21 protein-coding genes are annotated in these 26,383 nt (G+C 42.7%); 8 read left to right on the top strand and 13 right to left on the bottom strand.

The window, feature by feature from the left end; translation table 11 throughout:
• Nucleotides 1-842: 842 nt before the first annotated feature.
• The 6 genes from V7L12_RS22335 to V7L12_RS22310 form a co-directional block, all read right to left on the bottom strand.
• A complete protein-coding gene (locus V7L12_RS22335) occupies nt 843-5,414 on the bottom strand; it encodes a two-partner secretion domain-containing protein (protein ID WP_335087594.1) in 4,572 nt (1,523 codons plus the stop codon).
• A gap of 200 nt (nt 5,415-5,614) precedes the next feature.
• On the bottom strand, nt 5,615-7,117 hold the full coding sequence (locus V7L12_RS22330; protein ID WP_335087592.1) for an HlyD family efflux transporter periplasmic adaptor subunit: 1,503 nt from the start codon (nt 7,115-7,117) through the stop codon (nt 5,615-5,617).
• 25 nt (nt 7,118-7,142) lie between these two features.
• On the bottom strand, nt 7,143-9,362 hold the full coding sequence (locus V7L12_RS22325) for a peptidase domain-containing ABC transporter (RefSeq protein WP_335087590.1): 2,220 nt from the start codon (nt 9,360-9,362) through the stop codon (nt 7,143-7,145).
• 336 nt (nt 9,363-9,698) lie between these two features.
• Nucleotides 9,699-10,133 (bottom strand): hypothetical protein, encoded by a 435-nt coding sequence (locus V7L12_RS22320; protein ID WP_335087589.1) that lies wholly within the window; start codon nt 10,131-10,133, stop codon nt 9,699-9,701.
• 345 nt (nt 10,134-10,478) lie between these two features.
• A complete protein-coding gene (locus V7L12_RS22315) occupies nt 10,479-11,021 on the bottom strand; it encodes a hypothetical protein (protein ID WP_335087587.1) in 543 nt (180 codons plus the stop codon).
• 240 nt (nt 11,022-11,261) lie between these two features.
• Entirely contained in the window at nt 11,262-11,606 is a 345-nt protein-coding gene (locus V7L12_RS22310) for a glycine zipper 2TM domain-containing protein (RefSeq protein WP_335087585.1), read from the bottom strand.
• 337 nt (nt 11,607-11,943) lie between these two features.
• On the opposite strand from V7L12_RS22310, the gene V7L12_RS22305 reads away from it, so the two are divergent.
• The 7 genes from V7L12_RS22305 to V7L12_RS22275 all read left to right on the top strand — a co-directional run bounded on the left by V7L12_RS22305 (nt 11,944) and on the right by V7L12_RS22275 (nt 19,368).
• Entirely contained in the window at nt 11,944-13,146 is a 1,203-nt protein-coding gene (locus tag V7L12_RS22305; protein ID WP_335087583.1) for a sigma-70 family RNA polymerase sigma factor, read from the top strand.
• 58 nt (nt 13,147-13,204) lie between these two features.
• Complete coding sequence (locus V7L12_RS22300; RefSeq protein WP_335087581.1) at nt 13,205-14,356, top strand: DUF1822 family protein; 1,152 nt, start codon at nt 13,205-13,207, stop codon at nt 14,354-14,356.
• Between the two features lie 680 nt (nt 14,357-15,036).
• On the top strand, nt 15,037-17,415 hold the full coding sequence (locus tag V7L12_RS22295) for a CHASE2 domain-containing protein (protein ID WP_335087580.1): 2,379 nt from the start codon (nt 15,037-15,039) through the stop codon (nt 17,413-17,415).
• A gap of 60 nt (nt 17,416-17,475) precedes the next feature.
• Nucleotides 17,476-18,291: a DUF928 domain-containing protein gene (locus tag V7L12_RS22290; RefSeq protein WP_335087579.1), complete on the top strand. Its 816-nt coding sequence runs from the start codon at nt 17,476-17,478 to the stop codon at nt 18,289-18,291.
• Between the two features lie 12 nt (nt 18,292-18,303).
• The gene (locus V7L12_RS22285) at nt 18,304-18,681 is read left to right on the top strand and encodes a hypothetical protein (RefSeq protein ID WP_335087577.1); all 378 of its coding nucleotides are present in this window, start codon (nt 18,304-18,306) and stop codon (nt 18,679-18,681) included.
• Between the two features lie 84 nt (nt 18,682-18,765).
• A complete protein-coding gene (locus V7L12_RS22280; RefSeq protein WP_335087575.1) occupies nt 18,766-19,161 on the top strand; it encodes a hypothetical protein in 396 nt (131 codons plus the stop codon).
• Nucleotides 19,162-19,206: 45 nt separating this feature from the next.
• Nucleotides 19,207-19,368, top strand: a complete 162-nt coding sequence (locus tag V7L12_RS22275; RefSeq protein WP_335087573.1) for a hypothetical protein — start codon at nt 19,207-19,209, stop codon at nt 19,366-19,368.
• Here the strand turns inward: V7L12_RS22275 and V7L12_RS22270 are convergent.
• The 3 genes from V7L12_RS22270 to V7L12_RS22260 all read right to left on the bottom strand — a co-directional run bounded on the left by V7L12_RS22270 (nt 19,365) and on the right by V7L12_RS22260 (nt 21,103).
• On the bottom strand, nt 19,365-19,769 hold the full coding sequence (locus V7L12_RS22270; protein ID WP_109007385.1) for a type II toxin-antitoxin system VapC family toxin: 405 nt from the start codon (nt 19,767-19,769) through the stop codon (nt 19,365-19,367). The genes V7L12_RS22275 and V7L12_RS22270 overlap by 4 nt on opposite strands.
• Before the next feature lie 17 nt (nt 19,770-19,786).
• Entirely contained in the window at nt 19,787-20,068 is a 282-nt protein-coding gene (locus V7L12_RS22265; RefSeq protein ID WP_322691165.1) for a hypothetical protein, read from the bottom strand.
• 120 nt (nt 20,069-20,188) lie between these two features.
• Nucleotides 20,189-21,103 (bottom strand): PIN domain-containing protein, encoded by a 915-nt coding sequence (locus V7L12_RS22260; RefSeq protein WP_335087570.1) that lies wholly within the window; start codon nt 21,101-21,103, stop codon nt 20,189-20,191.
• 87 nt (nt 21,104-21,190) lie between these two features.
• Here V7L12_RS22260 and V7L12_RS22255 point away from each other — a divergent pair, with 87 nt between their 5' ends.
• Nucleotides 21,191-21,799: a Uma2 family endonuclease gene (locus tag V7L12_RS22255; protein ID WP_335087569.1), complete on the top strand. Its 609-nt coding sequence runs from the start codon at nt 21,191-21,193 to the stop codon at nt 21,797-21,799.
• An 18-nt stretch (nt 21,800-21,817) separates the two neighbouring features.
• Here V7L12_RS22255 and urtD read toward each other — a convergent pair whose 3' ends face one another.
• The 4 genes from urtD to urtA form a co-directional block, all read right to left on the bottom strand.
• A complete protein-coding gene (gene urtD, locus V7L12_RS22250; RefSeq protein ID WP_335087567.1) occupies nt 21,818-22,564 on the bottom strand; it encodes an urea ABC transporter ATP-binding protein UrtD in 747 nt (248 codons plus the stop codon).
• Nucleotides 22,539-23,654, bottom strand: a complete 1,116-nt coding sequence (gene urtC, locus V7L12_RS22245) for an urea ABC transporter permease subunit UrtC (protein ID WP_335087565.1) — start codon at nt 23,652-23,654, stop codon at nt 22,539-22,541. The genes urtD and urtC overlap by 26 nt, the downstream gene beginning before the upstream one ends.
• Before the next feature lie 27 nt (nt 23,655-23,681).
• Nucleotides 23,682-24,842: an urea ABC transporter permease subunit UrtB gene (gene urtB, locus V7L12_RS22240; protein WP_335087563.1), complete on the bottom strand. Its 1,161-nt coding sequence runs from the start codon at nt 24,840-24,842 to the stop codon at nt 23,682-23,684.
• A gap of 102 nt (nt 24,843-24,944) precedes the next feature.
• The gene (gene urtA / locus V7L12_RS22235; protein WP_335087561.1) at nt 24,945-26,261 is read right to left on the bottom strand and encodes an urea ABC transporter substrate-binding protein; all 1,317 of its coding nucleotides are present in this window, start codon (nt 26,259-26,261) and stop codon (nt 24,945-24,947) included.
• Nucleotides 26,262-26,383: the final 122 nt, after the last annotated feature.

Here is a 26,383-nt window from a genome sequence, read left to right as displayed (position 1 = left end):
ATAATTAATTTCAGCAGATATTTGAACTAGATGAGAGTAAAGTTTTTAAAACTTAAAATTAGGTAATAGACATAGGAGTGAAATTAAATATGCGTTTATTTTTTTACCCCACCCTAACCCTCCCCTTATAAAGGGGAGGGAACTGGATTTTCTGGTTTCCCCCCAATGCATCGGGGGGATTAAGGGGGGTGATTAAAATCACAGTCAAACACTTTTCAAACATCCTCTAATACCATTTCTTTGTGAGGCTGCGCCAAACCCTTTTAACTTCTTCTTTCTTTGTGTCTTTTGCGTCCTTTGTGGTTCGTTTTTCTTTCTTATCCTTAAACATGGTTTAGCGCATCTTCATACAGAATTGGTATAAGGCTCCCTGAGTCAGATTAGTTTATTTATTACAAAAATCCTGAATGGCTTTATGTAAATTCTTGGGGTTTGCCCGAATTCAATCAACGACTGTCCAAATTCAATCAACGACTGCCCGAATTCAATCAACGACTGTCTAAATTCAATCAACAACTGTCCGAATTCAATATAGGAATTTAGCAAACTTGCTTTTATTAAACATAAAAGCGATGGCTTTGCCAACGCCAAGGGCGAACGCAAGAATTGAACTGATACAAAGCGTAGACGCTATATCGGTGAGGGAGTCGCAGTCTTCTGCCTTGGCGTTAGCCTCTCCCTTTGGGAGAAGGAAAGACAGCTAGTAGGGGCGGGTTTCCCGACTTGAGGAGCCACTGCGTTGCGTATTTTCCCCCCGTTGAAGCAAGTGGCGTGCGACACTGATTGTTTTTATGACTCTTGGGTTTCATCGGAATTCCTCTCCCGGCTCTTAGGGTAACGAATTATTGACTACAGGACATGGCAGAGGGAATAGAAGAACTTTGCTCAAATTGAGCCACAAGCATAATATCACCGTTACCATCAACGATCCATCCTTGAGCCTCCACAATCGGATCGGTAGATTTGGTCATAGATGCAGTAGATAATTTATCCGTGATGGCTGTTGCTTGTGCGGGCAAATCTACCCAACCAGTAATCACTGCTCGTCCTTGCAACGGTTCATTAGGACTTTGGGGTAATCCACCGCGTCCGGTGGCGATAAAACTACTGGCATTTTGTCCTCTTCTAGGAGTGCAACCTTGGGCAATTTGTCGGGATGCATCCACGAGGTTAGAGGGTAGTTGAATTAAGCCGCGACTGGGGTCAGTATCTGGACTGTTGATAGTTACTTCCCCACTCACTCCCAATTCCGAACTCGCTGTAATGTCGCTCTTTTCGGTTGGGCTTTTTTGCCGGAGAATACCGAAAATACCGTTTGTTGTAATGTCAACTCTACCACCAGATCCAGTGAAGGCATTAGCAGTGATGTCGCTATTTTCTTGGGGGACGGCGACAATGAAGGGGGTATTGATGGTGATGTTACCGCCATTGCCACCGAATTCGCGATTCCCGGCAGTGGTGGAAATTTGACTGTTGCGACGGAGTAGTAGCAGATCCTGCACCGTTAGCGCAATATCTCCACCTTGACCTCTGTTTGCTATTGCCGAGAGGAAAGCCTTATTGTCGAGGGTAAGAGAGCCTGCTTGTACCTGTAAGCTGCCACCCTTTCCGATTCCTTGGCTATCTACGGCGATACCCGCACCATCTGCGATCGCTAACCGCATGGGGTCAATGAAGATACTACCACCATTTCCACTAGAGCCAGTCGCGGTGTTGGCAAACAACCCTGCTTCTGGGCGAACAGGATCAATTGTAGCCTTGGCTTGCTCCTCACCAAAAACTTTAGCAACAGAGTTAAAGCGATCGCTGAAGGTGGAATCACTGCCTGAAATAGTGATCCGGTCTTTTACTTTGACGTTGATGTTACCTGCATCGCCGCTGTTGAAGGCAGTGGTCAGAAATTGTCCACCATTTATTACTTCAAGCACATTAGCATTAACAGTGATATTACCACCCTTGGAGCCGCTTTGGCTGCGGGCGCTCAAAACCGCCCCATCTGATACACGTAAGATACCAGTAGTAACGCCCAGTTCACCACCTTGTCCACTGGCTCCTTTGCTGGTGTTGGTAAACAACCCACTAGAGAATCCGCCTGCACGACCATCTTCAAGGACTGGGAAGGAAGCAACTCCAGAGAGTTCAACAGAATCTGTTGCATTGACCAAAATATTTCCTGCATTTCCCCGTCCTTGAGTGCTAGCTGCTAGTTCAGCGCCACCCGTTACAGAAAAAGACCGGGATGAGATGTCGATATCACCACCCTTGCCTACTCCTCCACGGTTTACAGTACTGAAGATATCAGTGCCACTACCTGCCAGAGAAACCGAATCTTTAGTTTGCACAAATACGTTACCAGCATTCCCCTGTCCACTAGTACTCGAAATTAGTGCAGCGCCATTGGTCAAAAAGAGTGAGCCAGCAGTAATATCGATCTCGCCACCCCTGCCTACCGCTTCAGAAGATACATTACTGAGGATACCAGTGCCACTGCCTACTAGAGAAACCGAATCTTTCGCTTGGAGAAATACGCTACCAGCATTCCCCTGTCCATCAGTACTGGTTGCCAGTTGAGCACCATTGGTCAAGGAGAGTGAACCAGCAGTAATATTGATATTGCCACCCTTGCCATTGCCCACAATTCCTCGATCTGGTATCAATCCCAAAAGTCCGAAAGCCTTGGACTGGCTAGCTGAGAACCCTCCCACACCGCTGTAAACGCTGCTTGGTACAGGGATACCACTTATTTCCCCCACACCGTCCAATAAAACTGCACCATCAGCTTTAATAGTTACGTTTCCTGCATTTCCCTGTCCACCAGTGAAGGTATTCAATTGAGCGCCATTGGTTAGAGAAAATGAACCTGCGGTGATATTGATGTCGCCACCATTGCCAATGCCCACACTTCCTAGAGTTGCTACTGCTATCACCCCGCTGTAAGCTCCGCTACCTCTAGGAAAGCCATCTATTACCCGCACACCGTCAAAGGAAACTGCACCATCAGCTTTAATCGTCACATTTCCTGCATTCCCCTGTCCAGGAGTGGCAGTAAGTAGAGCAGCGCCATCAGTTAAGGAAAGCGAGTCGGCGGTGATATTGATGTCGCCCCCCGTTCCTACTCCTACAACATTGCTAGAGATGAAACTGCCACTTGCAAGCGAGACTCTACCCGATGCCTGTACAAATACGCTGCCTGCATTCCCTTTTCCAAGGATGCTGGTAACTAGAGCAGCTCCATCAGTTAAGGAAAATGTCTTAGCTTTAATATTGATATCGCCACCATTGCCGACTGCTCCACTATTTACACTGTTGAGCATGTTGCTATTTGTGAGAGAAACTGAGTCCGACGCTTGCACAAAAATGCTGCCGCCATTCCCCTGTCCAGAGGTGTTGGCAGACAGGAAAGCGCCATTAGTTAAGGAGAGTGACCCAGCGGTGATATTGATATCACCACCATTGCTGCCGACTACTTCTTTTGCTACATTACTGCTGATAAAGCTATTGTTTGCAAGAGAGACTCTACCCGAAGCTTGCACAAATATGTTACCGGCATTCCCCCGTCCATATGTGCTGGCAAATAGGTTAGCGCCATCACTTAGAGAAAGCGCCCCAGCAGTAATACTAATATCACCACCATTGCCGAGCGCTTCATTTTGTACACTGCTGGCAATGATGCTATTCATGAGAGAAACCGAGTCAGACGCCTGCACAAACGTATTACCTGCATTCCCCCGTCCAAGGGTGCTAGCAATTAGTTGGCCATCAGTTAAGGAAAGTGTCTTAGCTTTAATATTGATATCGCCACCCAAGCCTTCTGCTTCACTTCCTACACTGCTGAGGATGTTGCTATTTGTGAGTGAAACCGAGTCAGACGCCTGCACAAATACGCTGCCGGCATTCCCCTGTCCATATATACTGGCATCCAGTTTAGCGCTATTAGTTAAAGACAGCGACCCAGCAGTGATATTGATGTCACCCGCATTGCCTATCGCTCCGTTGTCCACATAGGTGTAAACTGCACTGAGACGTCCGTTATTCACCCCATCAATAGTGACAGCATCACGGACATCAATATTCACATTGCCAGCATCGCCACGCCCAGCAGGGGGATCAGAAGTTCCCCGAACGAAAGCATTCAGTTGAGCGCCATTGGTTAAAGACAGTGACCCGGCGGTGATATTGATGTCGCCACCAGCTCCGACTGCTCCTGTTTCTACAGTGCTGTCGATGTGACTATTTGCCAAAGAGACAGGACCTGATGCCTGCACAAATATGCTTCCCCCATTCCCCTTGCCAAAAGTGCCGCTCTCTAGATAACTACCATTGCTAAGAAAAAGTGACTCAGCATTAATACGAATACTACCACTGTTACCATCTGCATTATATACTGAGTCCCAGATTGAACTTGCATCAACTTTGATTGCTCCCATTGCGTTGAGTGTAATATCTCCTGCCTGACTATCCACAGATCCTAAAGACGGTCGTATTCCTGCCACAAGCTCGCTCCCTTCAGCAATATTTAGATTTCGCCCGTAGATGGCAATGTTGCCGCCATCCCCAGCAGCGACATCTAATCTAGCTGCGTTAGTAACAGACACATCTGTTCGCTCTACTCCGTCAGGAAAACTCAGACTCAGATTATTACCATCCATATTTAGTCCAACTGTTCCGCCTGCTGCTAATCCTCCTAACTCCACCCGCCCACCAAAGGCATTTAACCTCCCGCCATCCATGCTGATATCGCCACCAACTAACAGCAAACTTTGACCATCTGGTACACGTAGACCAAATGTATCGAAGCCTGATGGGTCTAATCCGGCTGGTGCGACTGAGTTGTTTTGAATTGGTGCAGCGGCAATTTGATTGAATAGTAAAGCAGAAGGATTAACTGTTAGTAATGTAGAAGGAGTCTGAGGATTAGTTGCACTAAATTCCAACCCATTGCCAAACACAAAAGAATTCGCCGTACTCGCCACAAACGAACCCGCCACATCCAGTCGTGCATTTTTCCCAAATAAAATGCCATTGGGATTGATAAAAAACAAATTTGCGCCACCATCCACCCCAAGTGCACCAAGAATATTCGAGATATTACTTCCCGTCACCCGTGTGAGAATATTTTTAATTCCTGTGGGATTAGCAAAATAAACTCGCTGGGATTCTCTGACATTGAATTCACGAAAACTATGGAACAGGTTTGCACCGCGAGTTGCTCCACCATCAATCCGGTCAGCAGCACTACCTTTAATATTGACATTGGGAGTGATTTTTGAAGAGTTATTACCCAGTGTTCCATCAGGGGTAATCTGGGCTAAGGCGTGATTTTCACAACAAAATATGACATGAGCAAGCACTCCAATAATACTAAAAACTTCTAATAAATCTGAGTACCAATTTCTATTTCCATAGATTGCCATGTCACAACCAGCCTCGCTTGCTCATTTCATTCCTGTGAATATGCAATCAATCACGCCACGGCTTCGAGCCACATATTCAAGATTTTTCTGCTAGCCGTACTGATAAATTTTTCTACAATTAATTTCAGCAGATCTTTTAATTCGATGAGAGGAAAGTTTTTAAAACTTAAAGTTTAGGTAATGGTTCCCAAAATAAAAAGTTATAAATCACTAATCAACCTCGCCTTACGGAGAAAGAATTGCAGCACTGTTTCTTCACGGGAAATAATATCAACCCTACCCTCCATGCCCAATTGAATGTGACACTGGTTTTTCCCTTTACCTAAAACCAAAGTTTCTGGTTCAATTGTGACTTCATAAAAAGCACTAGGGGCAGTAGCTTTTGGGCTAGTAGTCCCATTCATAGATGCATTTGTGCCATTCTTTTGAGGAGCGATCGCATCTGGAGAAATCGTCTGCACTTGACCATTCAGAGTACCATAATCTGGGTAAGGACAAGCGCTGACCCGCATTTGGACTTTTTGACTAATTTTTAACTTACTTTGCTCATCAGATGCCACCGCAGCTTTCAAAATTTGAGGCGCATCAGTGGGGACAATTTGCAATACTTCCTCGCCAGCACGCACAGTTTGACCTGGGTTTCGCAGATTGAGTTGAGAGATGATACCATCAGCAGTAGCTGCGATCGCGGTTTGAGCTAAATCTATTTTGGCTTGTTTGAGTTCGCTAGTATCCCGTTCTAACTGCTTTTCAATTTCAATCCGTTGGTTAATTAAGGCTTGGCGTTCCTTTTCTATTGTTGCTTTGTTGCTTTCCCCTCCAGCTTTTTCTTGAGCGATTCGCTCAGTAGCAACAGTTACTTCTGCATTAGTTGGATTTACGGCAACTTGGGCGCGTTGTCTTCTGGCAATCACAGCAGATACTGCTTGTTGTAACCGTTCTATTGTCTGTTTTTGCGCCTCCACTGCTGCTGCTTGCGCCTTTACCGCTTGCTCTTGCTGTTTAGCAGCTAATTGTGCTTCTTCAAATTGATCCTGGGATAGCGCCCCTTGGTTAGCTACACTCTCATATCGCTTCTGTTTTGACTGGGCTACACCCAAGGCAGCTTCAGTAGCATGGAGATTTGCTTGTGTTGTTTTTAACTGTGCTTCCCCAGCCAGCAATTCTTTCTCAGCTATTTTGACGTTGGCATCAGCTTCTTGGAGTTCGGAAACAGTGGTCAGATTTTTATCTTGATATTCCCGACGACGACCGCTCAATTCGGCTTGGGCGCCAGTAATAATCCGGTTGATGCGGTCAGTTTCGGCTCGAATCTGGCTATTAAGGGAACTAATCTGGGCATTAATTTGCACTAGTTGTAACTTAGATTGTTGAATACTAGTTTGCAATTGGCTCTTTTTAGTTTGCAGACGGGAGTCATCGATAGTTGCGATCGCATCTCCTTTTTTGATAAGTTGATTTTCTTTGACATAAATGTGCATAACCTGACCTTCAGTCGCCGCTTGCACAATTCGCAATTCACCCGCCGGACGTACAACCGCCTGTGCTTGGACTGTAACCTTATACTTACAAATTGCAGCAAGTGGCACAGCTAATCCGAGAACGCAGAGAATAAACATGCCGCCCCATGTTGTCCAACGAGTAATTGGTGGGAGAAATTCGTTTGTTTGAATTGGGGGGAGAAAATTTGTGTTGCTAACCATGATGTCTTACGAATTACGAATTATCTTAATTAATGGTGGCAGTCTTGCCGTTATGATGAGCCGGGGAAGATATTAGCGCCAAACCATTATGAGAGGTAAAAATATCATCTAAGAAATCTAAATGTTCGCCAGGTAAAGAGCGCAATTCTTCTGGTGTACCTTGGATTTTTAAGCGTCCTTGTTCTAAAAATACAATTAAATCTGCCCTCTGTATCACCTTGGGACGGTGACTAATTAAAATAGTCGTTTGATTGTGACGATAGGATAAAAGTCTATCTAGTACTTGTCTTTCGCTTACTGGGTCGAGCGCCCCCGTAGATTCATCTAAAATTAAGATTGGTGGCTGAGTAACTATGGCTCTGGCTATGGCTAATCTTTGGCGTTGTCCACCAGAAAGATTTGCCCCAAATTCTCCTAAAACAGTTTGATATTTATCAGGTAGTTTGCTAATAAATTCATCTGCACCTGCAATTTGACAAGCTTTGACAATTTCTTCAAAACTAATATGGGGATAGCTAAATTGGAAGTTATCAATAATCGAACGACTCCAAAAGTGGGGTTCTTGGGGAACTAATACCACTTGTTGCCGCAAACATTCTAAGGAGAGGTCTTGCTGATTATAAAAACCATAACGAATATTGCCAGACTCGACTTTATATAAGCCAGTCATCAATTTTGCCAGGGTACTTTTACCACAGCCAGATTTGCCAATTAAAGCAATAACTTTACCGCCAGGAATAGTTAAGGAAAAATCTTGTAGGAGGTCAACTCTACCTGCGTGATGAAAGTTAAGTTCAGTGCAAGTAATATCTGCATGACCAGGAATTTGTGCCCAAGGCTTTTTAAAATCATTTTCGGATTCTGGGGTAGCGTCAATAACTTCTGTCATGCGTTGCAGGACTATCTGGGCTGTGATAAACTCATCTACTAAGCCGATGGCAGCACCTAAGAAGCCAAGAAAGTTGCCACTCATGCCGTTATATGCCATTAATTGACCGATTGTTAAGGTGCGATTAATGACTAAATAACTACCCATCCAAAGGATGCCAATACTAATGAAGGTGGAAAGAATGCCAGTAACTGTACTGCTATACAGTCCCAATTTCATCATACTCCAGCCCAAGTTGGCGAGGCGACCATAATTTCCTTGGTATTCTGACCAAGCTTGGGGAGTGGCTTGGGTAGTTTTTAATACTTGGATGCCGCGAAATGTTTCTACTAAAAAGCCTTGGTTTTCTGTACCAAAAACAATTAAATTTCGGGTTTTCTGCCGCATTGCTGGTAAGAAAAGCAGGTTAACACCCGTGACAATCATAAATGCAACTATGGAAGCTAGAGTTAGTTCCCAACTGTAAAAGAGCATAAAACCCAAGGAAATTACAGCAATAAAGAATTGACTGGGTAATCCGAGGACAATTTGGGAAACTAAGTTATTGATGGCTTTGACATCGGCAATGCGGCTGACAACTTCCCCGCTGCGTCGTCCTTCAAAGTAGGATAGGGGTAAATGTAAGAGTTTGCGTCCGTATTCTAGAATTAGTCCTAATTGCAATCTTTGACCGAAGTGACCGATGAGGTGAGATTGGACTAAACTAATGGCGCTTCTAATTAAGTTCATGGCGATAACGCCAATGGCCACAGTAGTTAGTAGTTGGGTATCACCTCGTACTAAGACATCATCGGTGAGGAGTTGCATCATGAAGGGAGATGCCAAAGAAAGTAGTCCAATGGCGATGTTAATGGCGATCGCTTGAGCGAGAATAGAGCGATAGGGCCAAACCCGTTGCAGATATCTTCCCAGACCACCAATTTTATCTGATTCCTGTTGATAAAAACGACTGTCGTCTGGAGTCAGCAGTAACATTACGCCATTACCCCAACCCGCCATTAATTCTTGACGGGTAAGATGACGAATACCAACACCAGGGTCGGCGATGACGTATTTTTTGGCTTTTTGTCCGTATAATACAACCCAATGGTAGCCTTTCCAGTGGATAATTGCTGGTAAAGGAGCTTGATCTAATTGGTCGATTACTTGGGGACTGGCTTTAACTTGGCGGGCGTTGAATCCTAGTACTTCTGCACCCCGCTTCAATCCCAGCAAGGATGTTCCTCTAGCACCTGTGCCTACGGCTTCTCGGATGCGGTTGAGGGTAAATGTGCGCCCGTAGTGTTTGGCAATCGTGGCAAGACTTGCAGCACCGCAGTCTTCTTCACTGTGTTGGAGGACTATTTGGTATTTCATCTTCTGGTGTGATGATTGGCGATAAAATACAATCGAGTCTTGTGACCCGATTGTATTGAGTGTTTAGTTTTTCCATTCAAACGTTTGACTGCTTGGGGGTATAGTCAAAAGTAGTTGGTAAGAGCGATCGCTTGGCAGTCCCTTTCTTTATCGGAGATGTCTATTAGGTCTAACTGAGTAGGGACTCTTTAGCCCGCATTTTTCACAAGCTTGAGGGGCAGAGGGGAAAGAACTTATACAAGAACTCTCCCCTGCTCCCCTGCTCAAGACCACAAGTGCAGGCTTTGAGAGATGTGGTCAGAAATCCGGGTTTAGGATGTCAGACAACCAATTCAGTTAGACTTCGTAAAATTCATATCTCCTTCCTGGTGCTAGCTCCTGAGTCCTATTTTGTACCCCTGGTGCCAGTAGATCGAGATCCCAACTTGCTATAGCTTGTGGATCTCGACCTAGAAAATTTGAAACTTGCCCTGGGGCAATGAAAAGATTACTGCCAGCGTTAGCAGCATCATAGGCTAAGTCATAAGACAAATTGTAGCCAGTGCTATTTGTTATTTGAAGAACCGTCGGGTTGGCTGTAAAGGCCGCAAGAGTCTGAAAACCTTGTTTCAAAGGCACGCTGGCCCTAGCTGGACCGACATCTCTAATTAAAACTGTAAACTCTCCTCCCTCAATCATTGCTCCTTGTTCAGGAGTTAATTCGGTGAACAGTTGTTCTTGACCAACAACAGAATAGTTAGAATTAGAGGTGATATTGTCGATATTTGACATTATTTTTCTCCTTGATTGTAATTGACTTAAATTTCTGGAAATAATTTTCCAGATCAACTTGTTACTTCGAGGTTCAAAATAAAAGTTGGCTCAATGACTCTGTAATTAAGTTTTAATTTCAATTAAAAAGTCACCAAATAGGCATTAATTAAATGCCCCATACAGAGATAACTGGATAAAGTTTAATTCACCTTGTTTGCACCTTTTTTTAGTATTTAGTAGGTGAATCTCTCTGCATATCACTCTTGACGACGGCTTTTAGTTTTTATGCACTTGGATCAGAAAATTTTTTGAAAAATCTGTATAATCCTTACGCAGCAAGGAATTAGCTTTTGGCTATATATATCAAACAATAGCAATTACCGCTCCAGCTAAACCTACTACCTTAATTGCTCCATCAAGTACACCCCCCAAATCGAGATTTGCCCCAGCATTCCAAGACGAATTGTAGCTACTCGATATTCCGCCCCAAGCAGCAGCTAGCGCTGGATTAGTACCGGATACACCCCAATTATCATCTCTAGAACCAGCCTCAAAAGTGCCATGAGTTCGCCCCGTATGCGAGAACGTAAAAACTGAACCATGTACGTCATCTTTAAGTGCAAAAACAAGTGATGTATCATAGCTAGTAGCGCCACTATCATGGAAATTACCTGTAAAGCTATAACTTCCATCTGGAAACAAACTCAGGTGAGCATGGCCTCCTACTGGAACTCCATTATTAAAACTGATAGTACCTGTATCCAGCTCTATGTTTGGTAGTAAAGGATCTGGAGGTGGGGGAGGCAAAGGAGCTGAAGGTGAGGGCGCTAATAAGTCGTTGGGTATCCGGAATATATCGTGGGAAGCTATATTTACCAATCCAAAACTGTTGCTGATACTTGTCATATTCTCTCTCCAAAATATGTTAAGACTAGACAGACAGACCTCAAAATTCATGTGACCTGTTTAGGGTATGTCTGCAAATTACAAAAAGCTATAATCGGGGTAGCAGAATCTTTCGGAATTTAGTTTGCTACGAACTTGTGAAATTCTGTACTTAGACTAGAGGAGATTGATCGAGTCATTGCTGCTGCTAAGTCTATGGTTCGCCACGGGCAACGCAATGAACTGCTCCTTGGAACGAGTTCAAAATAATGAGCCAATAATGCCTCCAATGACTGATCCAACAGGCCCTCCAACAACGCCTCCAACCACTGCTCCAATAGTTGTTGTATCCCCGTTTTCAATGTTGTTTCCAACAACTGCTCCAGCAGCTGTTCCAACTGCGCCTCCAATGGCACCTCCTATGGGTCCTCCAAGGGCGGTTCCAGCTGCTGTTCCAGCTGCGCCTCCAATGGCACCTCCTATGTCCTCTCCGTAGCCGCCCTCTGCGTTTTGATTCCGCAAACCTCCACTGACAGCAGCAGATTCTTCGGAAGTTAATTCAGTGAGGAAACTAAAATCTTGTAAGTAGCTTTGATTGGTTAACATGGTTTTTCTCCTTTTTGAATTAGGTAATGCAGAAAGAATTGGGTAAGTTTTAACAAGTTGCATATTTGCGGAATCAATTTGCGGCTATAAGCATCGAAGTTTTGTTCTTGACGAAATCATCGAATGATTCAGCAAGTCTCCAAAGGGAGCATCTTTTTCGTGATACTTACTAAATGAATCTCTCTGCATATCACTCTCTACGACGACTTTGAGTTTTTATGCACTTGGATGAGAATTTTTTAAAATCTGTAAAATCCTTACGGAGCAAGCAATTAGCTTTTGGCTATATGGCTGTATAATTAAAATCAGCTATGTTTCAAACAGCGGCAAGTATTCCATGCAACCCCGACAGGGCATTGTTGAAATCTTTTCTACCTTTGTGCAATTTGATCTAGACCAATTTAGTGGTTGGGCAACAGATGCCAAACTGCGGCGCAGTATGAAAGTTTGCCTGGAGGGGACATCAACTGAGGAATCAGATACCTTTTGGGCACTTTACTGGTATAGAGTTTGGCAGACACAATCTAGTGCTGTGGCACTTGCACATATTTCTGCTTATTTACAAGAGGTGTGCTATTGGACTGCCAGAAAATTCGCCCTTAACTTTCCCACGCAGTCGTCTGTAGCAGACTGTTTTCAGATGGCGATCGCTCATATTAACAAAATACTCAAAACTTTTAATCCTGAATACAGTTCGCATTTAAAAGCCTACGCACAACTAGCTTTTGAATCGATTATCAAAGATGCAGTGCGCTTACAGCGAGAAGCAGATATTTGCTCAGACTGGGCATTATTGCACAAACTCAGCCGCAAACGACTAGTGCAGTCATTACAAAATGCCGGATTTAATGCCGAAAGCATCGAGAGTTATGTTTTAGCCTGGGAATGCTTTAAGGAACTCTACACAGGTGACAATACAAAAATTCGTCAGCTTGCCAAACCAGATGCTCGGACTTGGGAAGCTATTAGTCATCTTTATAATACAGAACGTTTCAGCCGATTGAGTTCACCCACTGCCGCAGTCAATCAGCAAACCATAGAAACCTGGGTATTATCTGCTGCTAAAGCTGCCCGTACTTTCCTTTATCCTAAGTTTGTTTCCGCAGACGCTCCCCTCAAAGAAGATGAGGGTAATTTATTAGATATATTGCCTGTAGATTTGCAAACATCTTTACTAACGGAAATTATTGAACAGGAAGAAGCTGCGAATATGCGATCGCAGCAAACTCAGTTAAACCAAGTTTTGTCCCAAGCGATCGCTGCACTTGATGCTGAGTCCCAAAAAGTACTACAAGCTTACTACGTTCAACAACTGACTCAACAAGAAATCGCTGCACAATTAGAAATTAAGCAATATACTGTTTCCCGTCGCCTTAGCAGCATTAAAAAATCATTGCTTTTGACTCTCACGCAATGGAGTCAAAACACCTTGCATATTTCCCTTAAATCCGATGTAGTAGATGCCATAAACACAAGTTTAGAGGAATGGCTCAAAGTCCAATACAGTCATACTCAGATTCAACGAGCAGACAAGAAATAATTTTGTCTCTCTCCTCTCCCTAATATGGTCTTTATATGAAGCCATTCTCAAATTATTTATGTTGAACCTACCTCCCCCATTCACCATTGACTCACAGCATTTATACTTGGAAATTATCCAATCTTCAGAGGCGCAAGAACAACCATACTCAACAGCTGGTGCTTGTCAACGTGGGTGGATAAATCAAAAATGCTTGCAAGCATTTTTGCCTTGGTTCAAGGAAGAAATTGCTCCCACCGCCAGGGTTTACCCTAATAGTGCGGCATTGCCGAGTTTTTGGGAAGTAGTCAATGGCACAGCTATTACTTTCGATCGCGATCGCCTTGTCTTAATTCCCACCCTGGCGATGGATGACGATGAGTTGCGCGTACCGCAGGAATGGGTAGATATACCAGAATGGGTTGCTGACTATTACATAGCAGTACAAGTTAATCTTGATGATGGCTGGATGAAGATTTTTGGCTATACAACCCATCAAATTCTGAAAACAAAAGGGATTTATGATGCTGGCGATCGCACTTACAGCTTGGAAAGTGAAGATTTAATTCCAGATATTAATGTGCTGTGGGTTACACGCCAACTCGCTCGCTCAGAAGCCTTACGTGCCGAGATTGCACCTTTAGATTCTATTGCCAAAATCCAGGCAGAAAACCTTTTAGAAAGATTGGGCGATCGCGATGTGAAATTCCCGCGTTTGGCAGTTCCATTTTCACTCTGGGGTGCGCTCTTGGCACATAGCGGTTGGCGAAAAAAGTTGTATGAACTGCGTCAGGGTTTACTCATACAGCGATCGATTCCGCAATGGTTACAGACAGGAGTAGCCAATTTAGCTCAACAGTGGGGATGGGAAAAAAGAGAATTCGTTCTAGCACCTGCCAGAATGCGGAGTGCAGAACCAGTTCTCGGCTTGTCTCGGCAAATAATAGTTGCAGAGCAAACATACGAGTTACGTATTTTCCCAAAAAGCGCTTCTGAGGAATATATTTGGCGTTTTGAATTGCGAAGTACAACTCTTGATGGTCAAATTCCGGCTGGGTTTAAGCTCCGACTACTAACGGAAGACTTACAAGCTTTTGAAAATAATCAAGATACGGCAACAACTCCTGTAGATATGTTGTATTTGGAAGTAATTTTGGAACTAGGAGAAGGATTGGTTTGGGAAATAGAACCCACACCTGAAGACTATGACCGAGAGATTTTGCGGTTTTAAGTGTTACCTTCAAAAATCTTCACGTTTAGCCTCTATTATTTACTCTTACACTGAATTTAACTACACACAGCAAACCAATTCGTTTAGCAACCAAGATATATACAGCAGGGTGTAAGGGCACGGTAGTCCCCATAGGTATCAATTTAACCTGAAACCCTCGTCAAGACGTGATATTGAGTTCATTTGCTTATGGTTACTCACAGCGTCACCCCACCTCGGTTTTGTCTAAAGCCAAAACCGCCCCTCCCCGATGCCTTGGGGCTACGGTGTACACACAAGTCAAATTACCCCCCTCAATCCCCCCTTGTAAAGGGGGGAAGCCGGAAATCGAGTTCCCTCTTAAAAGGGCTGGTGAATTGTCGCCCACTAACTAACCTTGCAAAGGGGAGAAGCCGGAAATCGAGTTCCCTCTTAAAGGGGCTGGTGAATTGTCGCCCATTAACTAACCTTGCAAAGGGGAGAAGCCGGAAATCGAGTTCCCTCTTAAAGGGGCTGGTGAATTGTCGCCTACTAACTAACTTTGCAAAGGGGGGAAGCCGGAAATCGAGTTCCCTCCCCTTTCCAAGGGGAGGGTTAGGGTGGGGTAAAACGTATGTGGGACATGTGTTTCGGCTTAAGTTGACACCAATGGTCAGTGCCCTGCCCCTACGGGTGTACTCAACATCTAGGGAGAACTAGCTGTGGACAAGTTAATCATCTTAAAGTTAGGGGAGGGAAACTTTGAACAAGGGTTTACCGTGACTCTACAGATTGGCGATGAAAATGTCCGCCCGACTGTGGAAATCACAGGCGAACTTCCCCCCAACCCGGAAATTCTCCGCGATTATCACCGTTGGCAATCTATTTATCGTAATTTAAAGTTGCCATCTCGTCCGATTGGTTTACCTAAAGAACTTAACCAAGTCCCCAGCCTAGAATACTGCCAGCAGGTGAGTGAAGAATTTAAAGTAAGTTTTAATACTTGGCTTGCTTCCGATTCCTTTCGTCCTATCCGCGAGAAATTGTTAGAAAAACTCATGCTTGCGGATAATATTCGGATGCTTTTACAAACCAAAGACCTCCGATTACAGAAATTCCCTTGGCATCTTTGGGATTTGCTAGAACGCTATCCCCAGGCGGAAATAGCCCTGAGCGCTCCTGCCTACGAACAAGTCAACCTTAACCGCATAGCAACTACATCCGACAAAGTAAAAATCTTAGCGATTTTGGGTAACAGTCAAGGTATTGATACCAAAGCAGACCAGGCGCTACTTAATTTGTTACCCAATACAGATATTACTTTTTTAGTTGAACCACAATGCCTTGACCTGACTGACCAGCTATGGGAGCAGAATTGGCAGATTCTATTTTTCGCCGGACATAGTTCCACTCAAGAAACGAATCAAACAGGAAAAATCTACATCAATCAAACAGAAAGTCTCACAATTAGCCAGTTAAAGTATGCCTTGAAAAAGGCAGTAGAACGAGGTCTACAACTAGCGATTTTCAATTCCTGTGATGGCTTGGGATTGGCATGGGAGTTTGCAGATTTACATATTCCTCAAATTATCGTGATGCGAGAGCCTGTACCCGATCGGGTGGCGCAGCAGTTTTTAAAGTATTTTTTGTCAGCCTTCGCGCGGGGAGGCTCGTTGTATTTAGCCGTCAGGGAAGCACGAGAAAGGTTACAGGGACTAGAAAACCAATTTCCCTGCGCTACATGGTTGCCTGTCATCTTTCAAAATCCGGCTGAGATGCCATTGAATTGGGGGAAATTGTTTAGAAATACACCCAATCTTCCTACATCTTTGTCTCAAACCACGCCTGTTAGAGGAATCACAAATCGGCTTGGCTTCTCATTAATCTTACTGGCGAGCATAATAGTAACTGGAATATTAATCGGGATACGGTATTTGGGTGTGCTGCAACCATTAGAACTAAGTGCGTTTGACCAACTGTTACGCTTGCGCCCTCCCGAAAAACCAGACTCACGCCTACTGATTGTGACTGTGACTGAAGAAGATGTGCAGGCGCAAAAACCGGAAAAACCTCAAGGTTCGTTGTCAGACAAATCACTTGCCCAACTGTTAGAAAAATTAGAGGCATATCAACCACAAGTTATTGGTTTGGATATATACCGAGATTATCCAGTGGATAAGAATTATCCAGCATTAGCAGAAAGGATGCGAAAAAGCGATCGCTTTGTGGGGGTGTGTCAACTCAGCGATTCTCAAGCCGGAAAACCAGGTGTAAAACCACCCCCAGAACTTTCTTCACAGAATCTCGGTTTTAGCGATATTGCCGTAGATTCAGATAATGTCGTGCGTCGCCATCTGTTAGCGTTAACTCCTTCGCCCTCATCTGCTTGTACTGCGCCCTATGCCCTAAGCGTTCAACTGGCGCTGCATTACCTGTATACGAAGGGAATTCAGTTGCAGTTTACCTCTGATGGCGCGTGGCAATTAGGGAAGGTGACATTTAAACCAATAGAAGCTCATACCGGAGGTTATCAAGGAGTTGATGCTTTTGGACACCAAATTTTATTAAATTATCGTTCTTCTCCCTCACCAGAAGCGATACCTTCGGTAGGCTTCGCCAACGCACCAAGTATGACCTTACAACAAGTGCTAACGGGTAAGCTAAATGCCAATGCAGTCAAAGACAAAATAGTAATTATTGGCACAACAGCAGAAACTTTTCGTGATTACTCGTTAACTCCCTACACCACTCCTCAAGGCAAATTACAGGCAATACCAGGAGTCTTTTTACAAGCCCAGATGATCAGTCAACTGCTCAGTGCTGCTTTGGACGGAAAACCTCTGTTGTGGACTTGGCCGCTTTGGGGTGAGGTAATTTGGGTTTGGGGTTGGTCTTTTTTAGGCGGTTTGTTTACTGCTTATCTGCACCGATTCATTTACTTAAGCTTGGCAGGAGGAATAGCCATTATCAGTTTATACGTTAGCTGTTTTATATTTTTAATTGTATATAGTTGTTGGGTTCCCCTCATTCCTGCTATGTTGGCTTTAGTAGTTAATAGTTTAATAGCTACAACTTACTTAAACATAAAATTTAAAAATTAATAATAACGCCAATTTGAAGCATGAAAATCGCTGTTCAGCAAGCAAGAGTTAGAAAATTTTATGAAAATTTATTGGCAACAAATACAAGTAATCGCTGCATTCGGAATGACTTTGTTGGGAATTATCAGCTACTCTCCAATGATTTCGATGACACCAGCTGCGGCCATTCCTCAGAAATTTTCGCCTCCTCCGCCTCCTCCAGACAGGGGTGCAGCAGGCAATCGTGGAGGTGCTGCAAGTCGTGGTTGTGGTGTTAGTAATCAGTCTGTTATTGCACTTGTACCTATATACGAAGAGAGGCTCAAACAAGGACAAACAGAAGCTGTTTCTGTTACTAAAGTTTGGGGTTTGACGAATGAGGAATATCCAACTTTTTGGTTTTTTGTCCCCTATAAAAAATCTACAATTGATTCCATCGAGTTTGTTCTCAAAGATGAGTCAAATAAACCAAGTCAAACTCTTTACCGAACAATAGTAACAATACCAGAAGTACCAGGAATTATTAGCATTCCCTTAAGCGCAAATACTCCCCCATTGCAAGTAGACAAGATGTATCACTGGTTTTTGAAGGTAAAAGTCATTTGCAATCCACAACAACCCGTAGAACAGGAGTATGTAGAAGGATGGGTGCAACGGGCCAATCTAAATCCTAAATTAGTAGATAGCTTGAAGCAAGCAACTCCTCAGCAACGGGTAAACCTTTATGCCCAGAATGGTATTTGGTACGATGCTTTGACTACTTTGGCTGAATTACGTCTTAGCAAACCTGAAGATCCAACTCTAGCGGTGGAGTGGATGAATTTGCTTAAATCCGTAGATTTAGAGAGTTTAGCTAAACAACCTCTGATAAAATGTTGCCAAGCCAATGCAAAGTAGGAGTGCAAGGACTTGCGCCCCTACCATGTGGTCTATTTACCTAAAAAAAGCTGTAAGTCTGTAGCGACTACTCTCAAGTCTGTAGCGGCTACTCTCAAGTGTGTAGCGGCTACTCTCAAGTGTGTAGCGATTACTCTCAAGTCTGTAGCGATTACTCTCAAGTCTGTAGCGATTACTCTCAAGTGTGTAGCGACTACTCTCAAGTGTGTAGCGATTACTCTCAAGTGTGTAGCGATTACTCTCAAGTCTGTAGTCACTACTCTCAAGTCTGTAGTCACTACTCTCAAGTCTGTAGTCACTACTCTCGTGTTTCCTACCTTTTGCCTCTTGCCTTCCTATATGAGTGATTATATACCGAGATATTACTGGTATAAGCTAAAAATTTTATGATCGGAAATTGCGATTTATGCTGAACCGGAATCGGGTTTAATTGAGGCAAGCTAGCTCTAGAAGTATCTTATAAGAGCAAATATTATGTCTCGTCAAAAACGTACATCCCGCATTCTAGAAAAAGCTGAATTAAGAGCATCTGGAATGAAATCCATTGTTCCAAGCATTAAATTTGATGAAGATTATACTTTAGAAAAACTGATTGAGTCAATCGAACAGTTACGTAACAAACTTGATGTTCATAATAGCGCTCTGGCTATAGTTGACTCTTCTTTAACAGAAGTTGAAGAGATGGAAAAAAACTTGAGGCAGCTTTCTGAGAAAATGTTAATGGTGGTTGCGATCAAGTACGGCAAAGACAGCGCTGAATATGAAATGGCGGGTGGTGTTCGCAATAGCGATCGCATCCGCAAAATGAGATCGAGCCGCTTAAAAAATATTGCAGAACAAGCATCAGATAAGAATGGGAAAACTGCATAGAAAATGAGATAATACCATTTTGGATTTTGGATTTGAGATTTTGGATTGAACAATCTAAAATCTCAAAGGTGTTTCTACCTCTGGCTGAAGCAAGCTTTTTATCACAATTGGGATGTCCAAAATTTTCCATTTGATCGCCAGACATTAGAAATTGCTATGGAAGATATAGAGATGAAAATTTCATACAGAGGTGCAGCGCAGTGTTAGCCTGCTGACCGCAACAAACGAGTAAAACCTTCTTGCTCAAAGTGTTTATCAGTTGTTAATGCCTCCATAATTCCTTGCCTACGCATCAACACAAAGCTTACAGCATCACATAATGAATAGGTTTTATCCTGTCTTGCTAACAATAAATCTATTGCTTCTTGATGTAGCGGCTCATCAACCCATACAATTTGAACGTTTGAATTGTTGATCAGTTCAAGGCTGTATGACAGTACAATTGAACGGGAAAAGCCTCGAACCAATGCTAGAGCCACTAATTCTGCTAGAACATAGTTGTGCGTAAGCCGAGTTCTGCTTGTAGTAGCAATCAGTTCAACTGCCCTTTCATGTTGTGGCTCATCTTTATGGAGAAAGCAGAGCAATCCTGACGTATCAAGCAGCATAATCTACATTCCAATGCTTAAAAGTCATTGGTGTAAGCTTTTGCCAAGTCAGCATCAATGCTTTCGTTATCTATACCTGTGGCATAACCCAAGCTAATTGCACCTGCATAACTAAGTAACCGTTGACGTGCTTCTTCTGGCTGAACTTCTGGTTGTAGCTTTGCACCAGTCAGAAGACCATGCTGCCCATCAAGAGATGTCACAATCAATTCTGCTACCGAAAGCCCGATGGCATCAGCTTGCTGCTGCAAAGCTGCATAGACATCATCACTTAATTCCAGTGTTAGCAGTTGGCTCATAAGAATAAACGATTTCAACTAAAGCTAGGGCAATTATAGCTTTTTTCCACAAATACTCGGTCGGGTGCGGGTGCATGGGCATTGTTAGGCTGCTGGAAGGCAATGTTAAAAGCATTTCAATTAATCAAAGAAATCCCCTGTGTCTAGCAATGCTCCACATCTTGCACAAACCAAATGCCAAGAGAGACCGCCACCAAACTGAGAATGAAACCATCGCCCTTCGTTGTCATTGAAAATATGTCCCTCTGCACTAATGCAAGGCGATGAAGCATATCGGATCATTCGTAAACCGCTTTCAAAAATATCAAATTCATCTGGAGGAATATCTTCAAGTTCTATTTTCTCTAATGCTTTATAAGGATCTATGTGGTAATAGACATTATTTTTGGAAAAAATGATGAGATTTTCATGAGGATCACGATTGTCCTTACTTGAAGAAAAATCTGTGTGGTTGGCTGTTACAAAATGGAAATAATCTTTATTGTCAATTGATTCAGTTTCTTTAACCCAGCTATCGAATTGAAGATAGATCACAGTATCTGCAACTGAATTTTTGTTTTTATGGCAAGGAGCTTTTTTGTCAAGAGCAATTTGAGCAGCATTCGTTAATATTTCAATAGAACTAGACAATCTTATAGTGTTTTTATGACCAAAAATACTTTCGATTATGCCTAGCGTTTTTACAGCTTCTTTACCATCTGACTTTATCTTTTCATTAGCTTTCTCTAGAAGAAACAGAAAAGTTGAACGCTCCGAAAGATTAAGATAATCTTGAATCTTTTTGGCATTCTTGAGGTGACTTGTTAACGAGTCTGTGTATTTGCCAACAATAGTATCTTGATGACGACTGTACTCTTCAACAGTCACATTAGAAAGCAGTATTTTTAATTTATTTTGGTTAAGACCAGATAGAATACTCTTCAACAAAGAACGTGATTCTGGTTTTGGAGCTAAAAAATCTAACCAAATACATGTATCGAAAAGAATATATTGCATGGTTACACGGCATAAACCAATTTTTATGTATGCTATCATACTACAAAAAGTGCGTATATAATTACTGACTGTTTAGCTAACTGGAATATATAGCTCATACTTCATAATAGATGCTAGCCAAAGCAAATGACCCAAACGACGAAAACCCAAAAACTGCTGACCTTTGAAGAGTATCTTACCTATGACGATGGTACAGACACGCGCTATGAGTTGGTGGATGGAGAACTAGTCGAGATACCACCAGAAAGTCAGGAAAATAGCAATCTGGGAAGATTTTTATTCGTTGAACTACTAAAACATTTCCCATTTTATTTAGTTGCTTACAAGGATACAGAAATTGAGGTGGCAGGGCGACGTGCGAGATGTCGTTTACCTGACTTAATGGTTCATACAGAAGAATCTTATGCTGCTCTTATCGGTGCTACTCGTGCTACCCTCACCCGTGATATGCCGCCGCCTGTGCTAGTGATTGAAATTGTTTCTCCGGGAACAGCAAACCGTGTTCGTGATTATCGCTACAAGCGGACGGAGTATGCCGCTAGGGAAATATTGGAGTATTGGATTGTTGATGCACAGATGCAACAAATTACGATTTGCCAGTGGGTAGAAGGACAGTATGAGGATAAGGTATTTACAGGTGCGACTTGCATGGAATCATTAGTAATTGCTGATTGGACGCTAACAGTAGAGCAGGTGTTTAACAGTGCAAACAGACCAGAATCAGCAGGTGAATAGAAAGTGCAATTGAGTTTTTCATTCTTCCTGTTTTCCTAAATATACTTCAATCACACGAGAGTCATTTTGTACTTCCTCAAAATTACCTTCGCACAGCACAGAACCTTCATGTAATACTGTTACTTTTTTGGCAATTTGACGCACAAATTCCATATCATGTTCAATTACTAAAATTGAATGACTCTGCGCTAATGCTAAAAGTAATTCGCCGATGTTGTAAGTTTCTTCATCTGTTAAACCCGCAACGGGTTCATCAACGAGTAATAAATCTGGAGACTGTGCTACTAACATCCCAATTTCTAAACGCTGCTTTTCTCCGTGAGAAAGTAAACCTGCTCTGATATCGGCTTTCGGTGTTAAACTGATGGTTTCTAATAATCCTTTAATATTATTCTTTTCAACAGCATTAGAATGTTCAAACAAAGTAGAAAAGACATTTTTCTTCTTGTTACTGGTAATTTCTAAATTTTCACGGGGCGTTAAGTTCAGGTAAATTCGGGGTGTTTGAAACTTGCGCCCAATTCCTAATCGGGCAATTTTATATTCAGGTAAAGAACGCAGATTTCTTCCTTTGAATAAAACTCGCCCCACGGTTGGCTGAACTTTCCCGGTAATTACATCCAAAAACGTCGTCTTTCCCGCACCATTAGGGCCAATTACTACTCGTAACTCACCCACATCCATGCTAAAATTAAGCTGATTTAAAGCCTTAAAACCGTCAAAACTAACAGTTACGTTTTCAGTTTCCAATATTTTCGCGTTCATGTTGCACTTCAGGGTCTTCTTCCAAGGTGGGATATGTAGCAATTTCTTGACGACGGTGGAAAAGAGAAATATTCTGACTACGCAACCATCCCACTATGCCGTCAGGAAGGACTGTGACGACTATCAAAAATAGTGCGCCTTGGAAAAATAGCCAGATTTCGGCAAATTGTTCGCTTAAAAAAGTGCGGGCATAATTTACTAACAAAGTTCCGACAATCGCCCCAATTAAAGTAGCGCGTCCGCCGACAGCTACCCAAATCACCATTTCAATCGAAAAAGCAATATCCATTGCTCTGGGTGATACAGAACCACTTTGAATGGTGTAAAATGCTCCTGCTATACCTGCGATCGCACCAGAAACTGCAAACACCACCACCTTAAAATCTGTAGGGTCATAGCCAGAAAATCTTACCCGACTTTCATCATCACGAATCGCTATCAACAACCTCCCAAAGCGTCCAGTTGTCAACCAGCGACAAATCCCGTAGGTGATTGCGAGAAACACTACCGTCAGCGTGTAGAAAACAAACTGCGTTTTGGCATCGCTGACCGTTGCTCCAAACAAGGTTGTAAAATCTATCAGTCCGTTCGTACCGTTGAAAAGTTTTTGCTGACCGTTAAAAAAGTTGAAAAATACAATAGTTCCAGCTTGAGTCAAGATAGAAAAATAAACACCCTTGAGACGATTTCGGAAAACCAAATATCCCAACAATCCCGCCAATAACCCTGGAATTAGTACCACCAAAGCTATTGTCAAAGGAAAAGAATAAAAAGGTTGCCAAAATGCAGGAAGTTCCGTAACTCCATAAAGACCCATGAAATCAGGCAATTCTCCAGTAGGGACTTGCAGTTTCAGGTACATTGCGATCGCATATCCACCCAAACCAAAGAAAATACCATGTCCCAAACTTAATAAACCAGTATACCCCCAAATCAAATCAATACCTAAAGCTGCGATCGCCAGCGACAAAAATCGCCCCAACAAATTCAGGCGAAACTCCGTAAGCAGCAGTGGCATAATGATAATCAGGAAGAGTGCGATCGCGATCGCCACCCCAACTTCGATTAATAATCCCCCCTTCTTTCTCATTCTCTGTGCCCTCAGTGTCTTGGCGGTTTAAACATCAACAGTACGTCCCTTCTGCGGAAAAATCCCTCCAGGCTTCCACTGCAAAAACACAATAATCAGCGCAAATACCATCACCTTCGCCATACTCGTCGTCGCAAAAAAAGTAAACAAATCTGCCAAAGGTTTAACAGGAGTCAACAACAAAGCCAGAGTTCCGGAACCAATTAAAAAATTAGCCGTACCAATACCCAACGCCGCCACAATCGTCCCGGCTAAATTCCCCACACCTCCAACGACAACCACCATAAAAGTATCAATAATATAGTTTTGTCCCGTATTTGGCCCTACAGAACCAAGCAAACTAATCGCACATCCCGCCACACCAGCTAAACCAGAACCCAGTGCAAAAGTAATCGCATCCACCTTTTGAGTTGGGATACCCAAACAAGCACTCATACTTCGGTTTTGCGTCACCGCCCGAATTCTTAAACCCCAGCTAGAACGTTGTAAAAATAAGTAAATTCCCGCCACACAGATTATTGTTAAAGCAATAATAAATAATCTGGCAAAGGGTAATTGCACACCACCTAAAGATATCCCTGCTTGTAACCAAGTCGGTGCTGTTACATCTACATTTTGAGCGCCAAACCAAGGTTGAGTTACTGCTAACTGATAAGTTTGACTCAATAAATTGCCCGTTGTGATTGTCACCCCTAGCGATAATAAAAATATTACCGCTACAATCCAGTTACGAACTCTTCCTAAATCAGTGCGAGAATTTAAAATCCATAAACCTCCAAAAAACAGCAGAGAAAATAAGCCTATACCAATTATCAATACCCAATTTACACTGCGAACAAACTGCTGAAAAATTAAACTTACTCCCCAAGTTGCCAAGAGAGTTTCTAATGGGCGTCCATAGAGATAACGAATCACACCTTTTTCTAAAATTAATCCCACAGCAGCCGTGAATATAAATGCAATAATCAAAGCCAAAAATATATAGACTTCAAACCACAGCCCACCCAATTGTTTGCAAACATTTTGCACAACATAAGTTGTATAAGCGCCAAACATCATCAATTCACCATGCGCCATATTGATGACACCCATCAATCCAAATATAATCGCCAGCCCCAATGCAGCAATTAATAATACCGCGCCAATACTAATACCATTAAATACAGCTTCTAAGAATCCTGCTAACACTTTCCCTCCAACAGCTATCAGCTTTTTTTAGTCATCAGTCCTTTGTCCTTGGTTATTTATTTTTGACCAATAACTAATGACTAATGACTAATGACTAATAATTTAAACTTTCTTGTACTTACCACCCTTAGCAGGGTCACTCCAATCACAAGTAAATCCCTTAGTTTCTTTCACAAATTGATTCCAAGGAACTGGCTCAACTGGTGTAGGAGTAGCATAGACAATATCAAACAAACCATCTAGCCTTACTTGACCAATTCGCACAATTTTAGATATGTGATGATTAGCATCCATTGTCACTTTACCTTCAGGTGCATCTATGGTTTGACCATAAGCCGCAGCACTTACTTTCGCTATGTCTGTAGTACCAGCTTTTTGTACTGCTTGCTTCCACAAATAAACTGCAATGTATGCTGCTTCCATTGGGTCATTTGTTACCCGGTTTTCACCGTATTCTTTCTTAAAAGCTGCGACAAATTTCTTATTAGCAGGTGTGTCTACTGTTTGAAAATAGTTCCAAGCTGCATAGTGACCTTTGAGATACTCTACGCCAATTGCTTTGACTTCTTCTTCGGCAATACTGACAGACATGGAAGGATATCTTTCTGCTGTCAATCCAGCACCTTTTAATTGTTTGAAGAAAGCAACGTTGCTATCACCATTTAAGGTGTTATAAATCACGCCACCATTGGGCAAATTTTGCTTGATTTTAGTGATGATTGGTGTAACTTCTGTGTTACCAAGAGGTAAATAATCTTCGCCAACTGTTTTTCCGCCTAAAGCTTCTAGTTGAGCTTTAATAATTGTGTTAGCAGTCCGAGGAAAAACGTAATCAGAGCCAACTAAGAAGAATTCTTTGCCCTTATTTTTTAACAGCCAATCAACAGATGGTTCAATTTGTTGATTTGGCGCAGCGCCAGTATAGAAAATATTTTTAGAACATTCTTGACCTTCGTATTGTACAGGATACCAGAGCATGTGGTTTTTGCTCTCAAATACGGGCTTAACGTTCTTGCGGCTAGCAGAAGTCCAACAACCAAAAACTACAGCGACTTTATCTTGATCGATTAGCTTGGTTGCTTTTTCTCTAAAAGTATCCCAGTTAGAAGCGCCATCTTCGGTAATTGCTTCAATTTGTTTACCTAAAACACCACCAGCTGCGTTAATTTCTTTGATTGCTAATTTTTCAGCATCAACAACGCTTTTTTCACTAATAGACATCGTACCACTCAGAGAGTGCAAAATACCTACTTTTATGGTGTCACTAGCAGTAGCCGCCGCTGGTGAAGCAGCAGGAGGCGCAACTGGACTCTGTGTAGCAGTTGGAGAATTGTTCGCGCAAGCTTTCAAAAAAAAGCTGCTTCCAAAAGTTAAAGAACCGTAAATTATAAACTTGCGTCGGTTAAATTGTCTTCTCATCTTTTTATGAATTTTCTTCTTGAGGAATCAGCCCACTTATAGAAAGCTGACAATATCAATCTTTAAAGTGTGATATTAGTGCCATAGTTTACTAGTAAAAAGTGACGCCTTATACAAAATAG

Source organism: Nostoc sp. (assembly GCF_036918245.1).
In the GTDB taxonomy this organism is placed as follows: Bacteria; Cyanobacteriota; Cyanobacteriia; order Cyanobacteriales; family Nostocaceae; genus Nostoc.
This window is presented reverse-complemented; position numbering and strand designations above follow the sequence as displayed.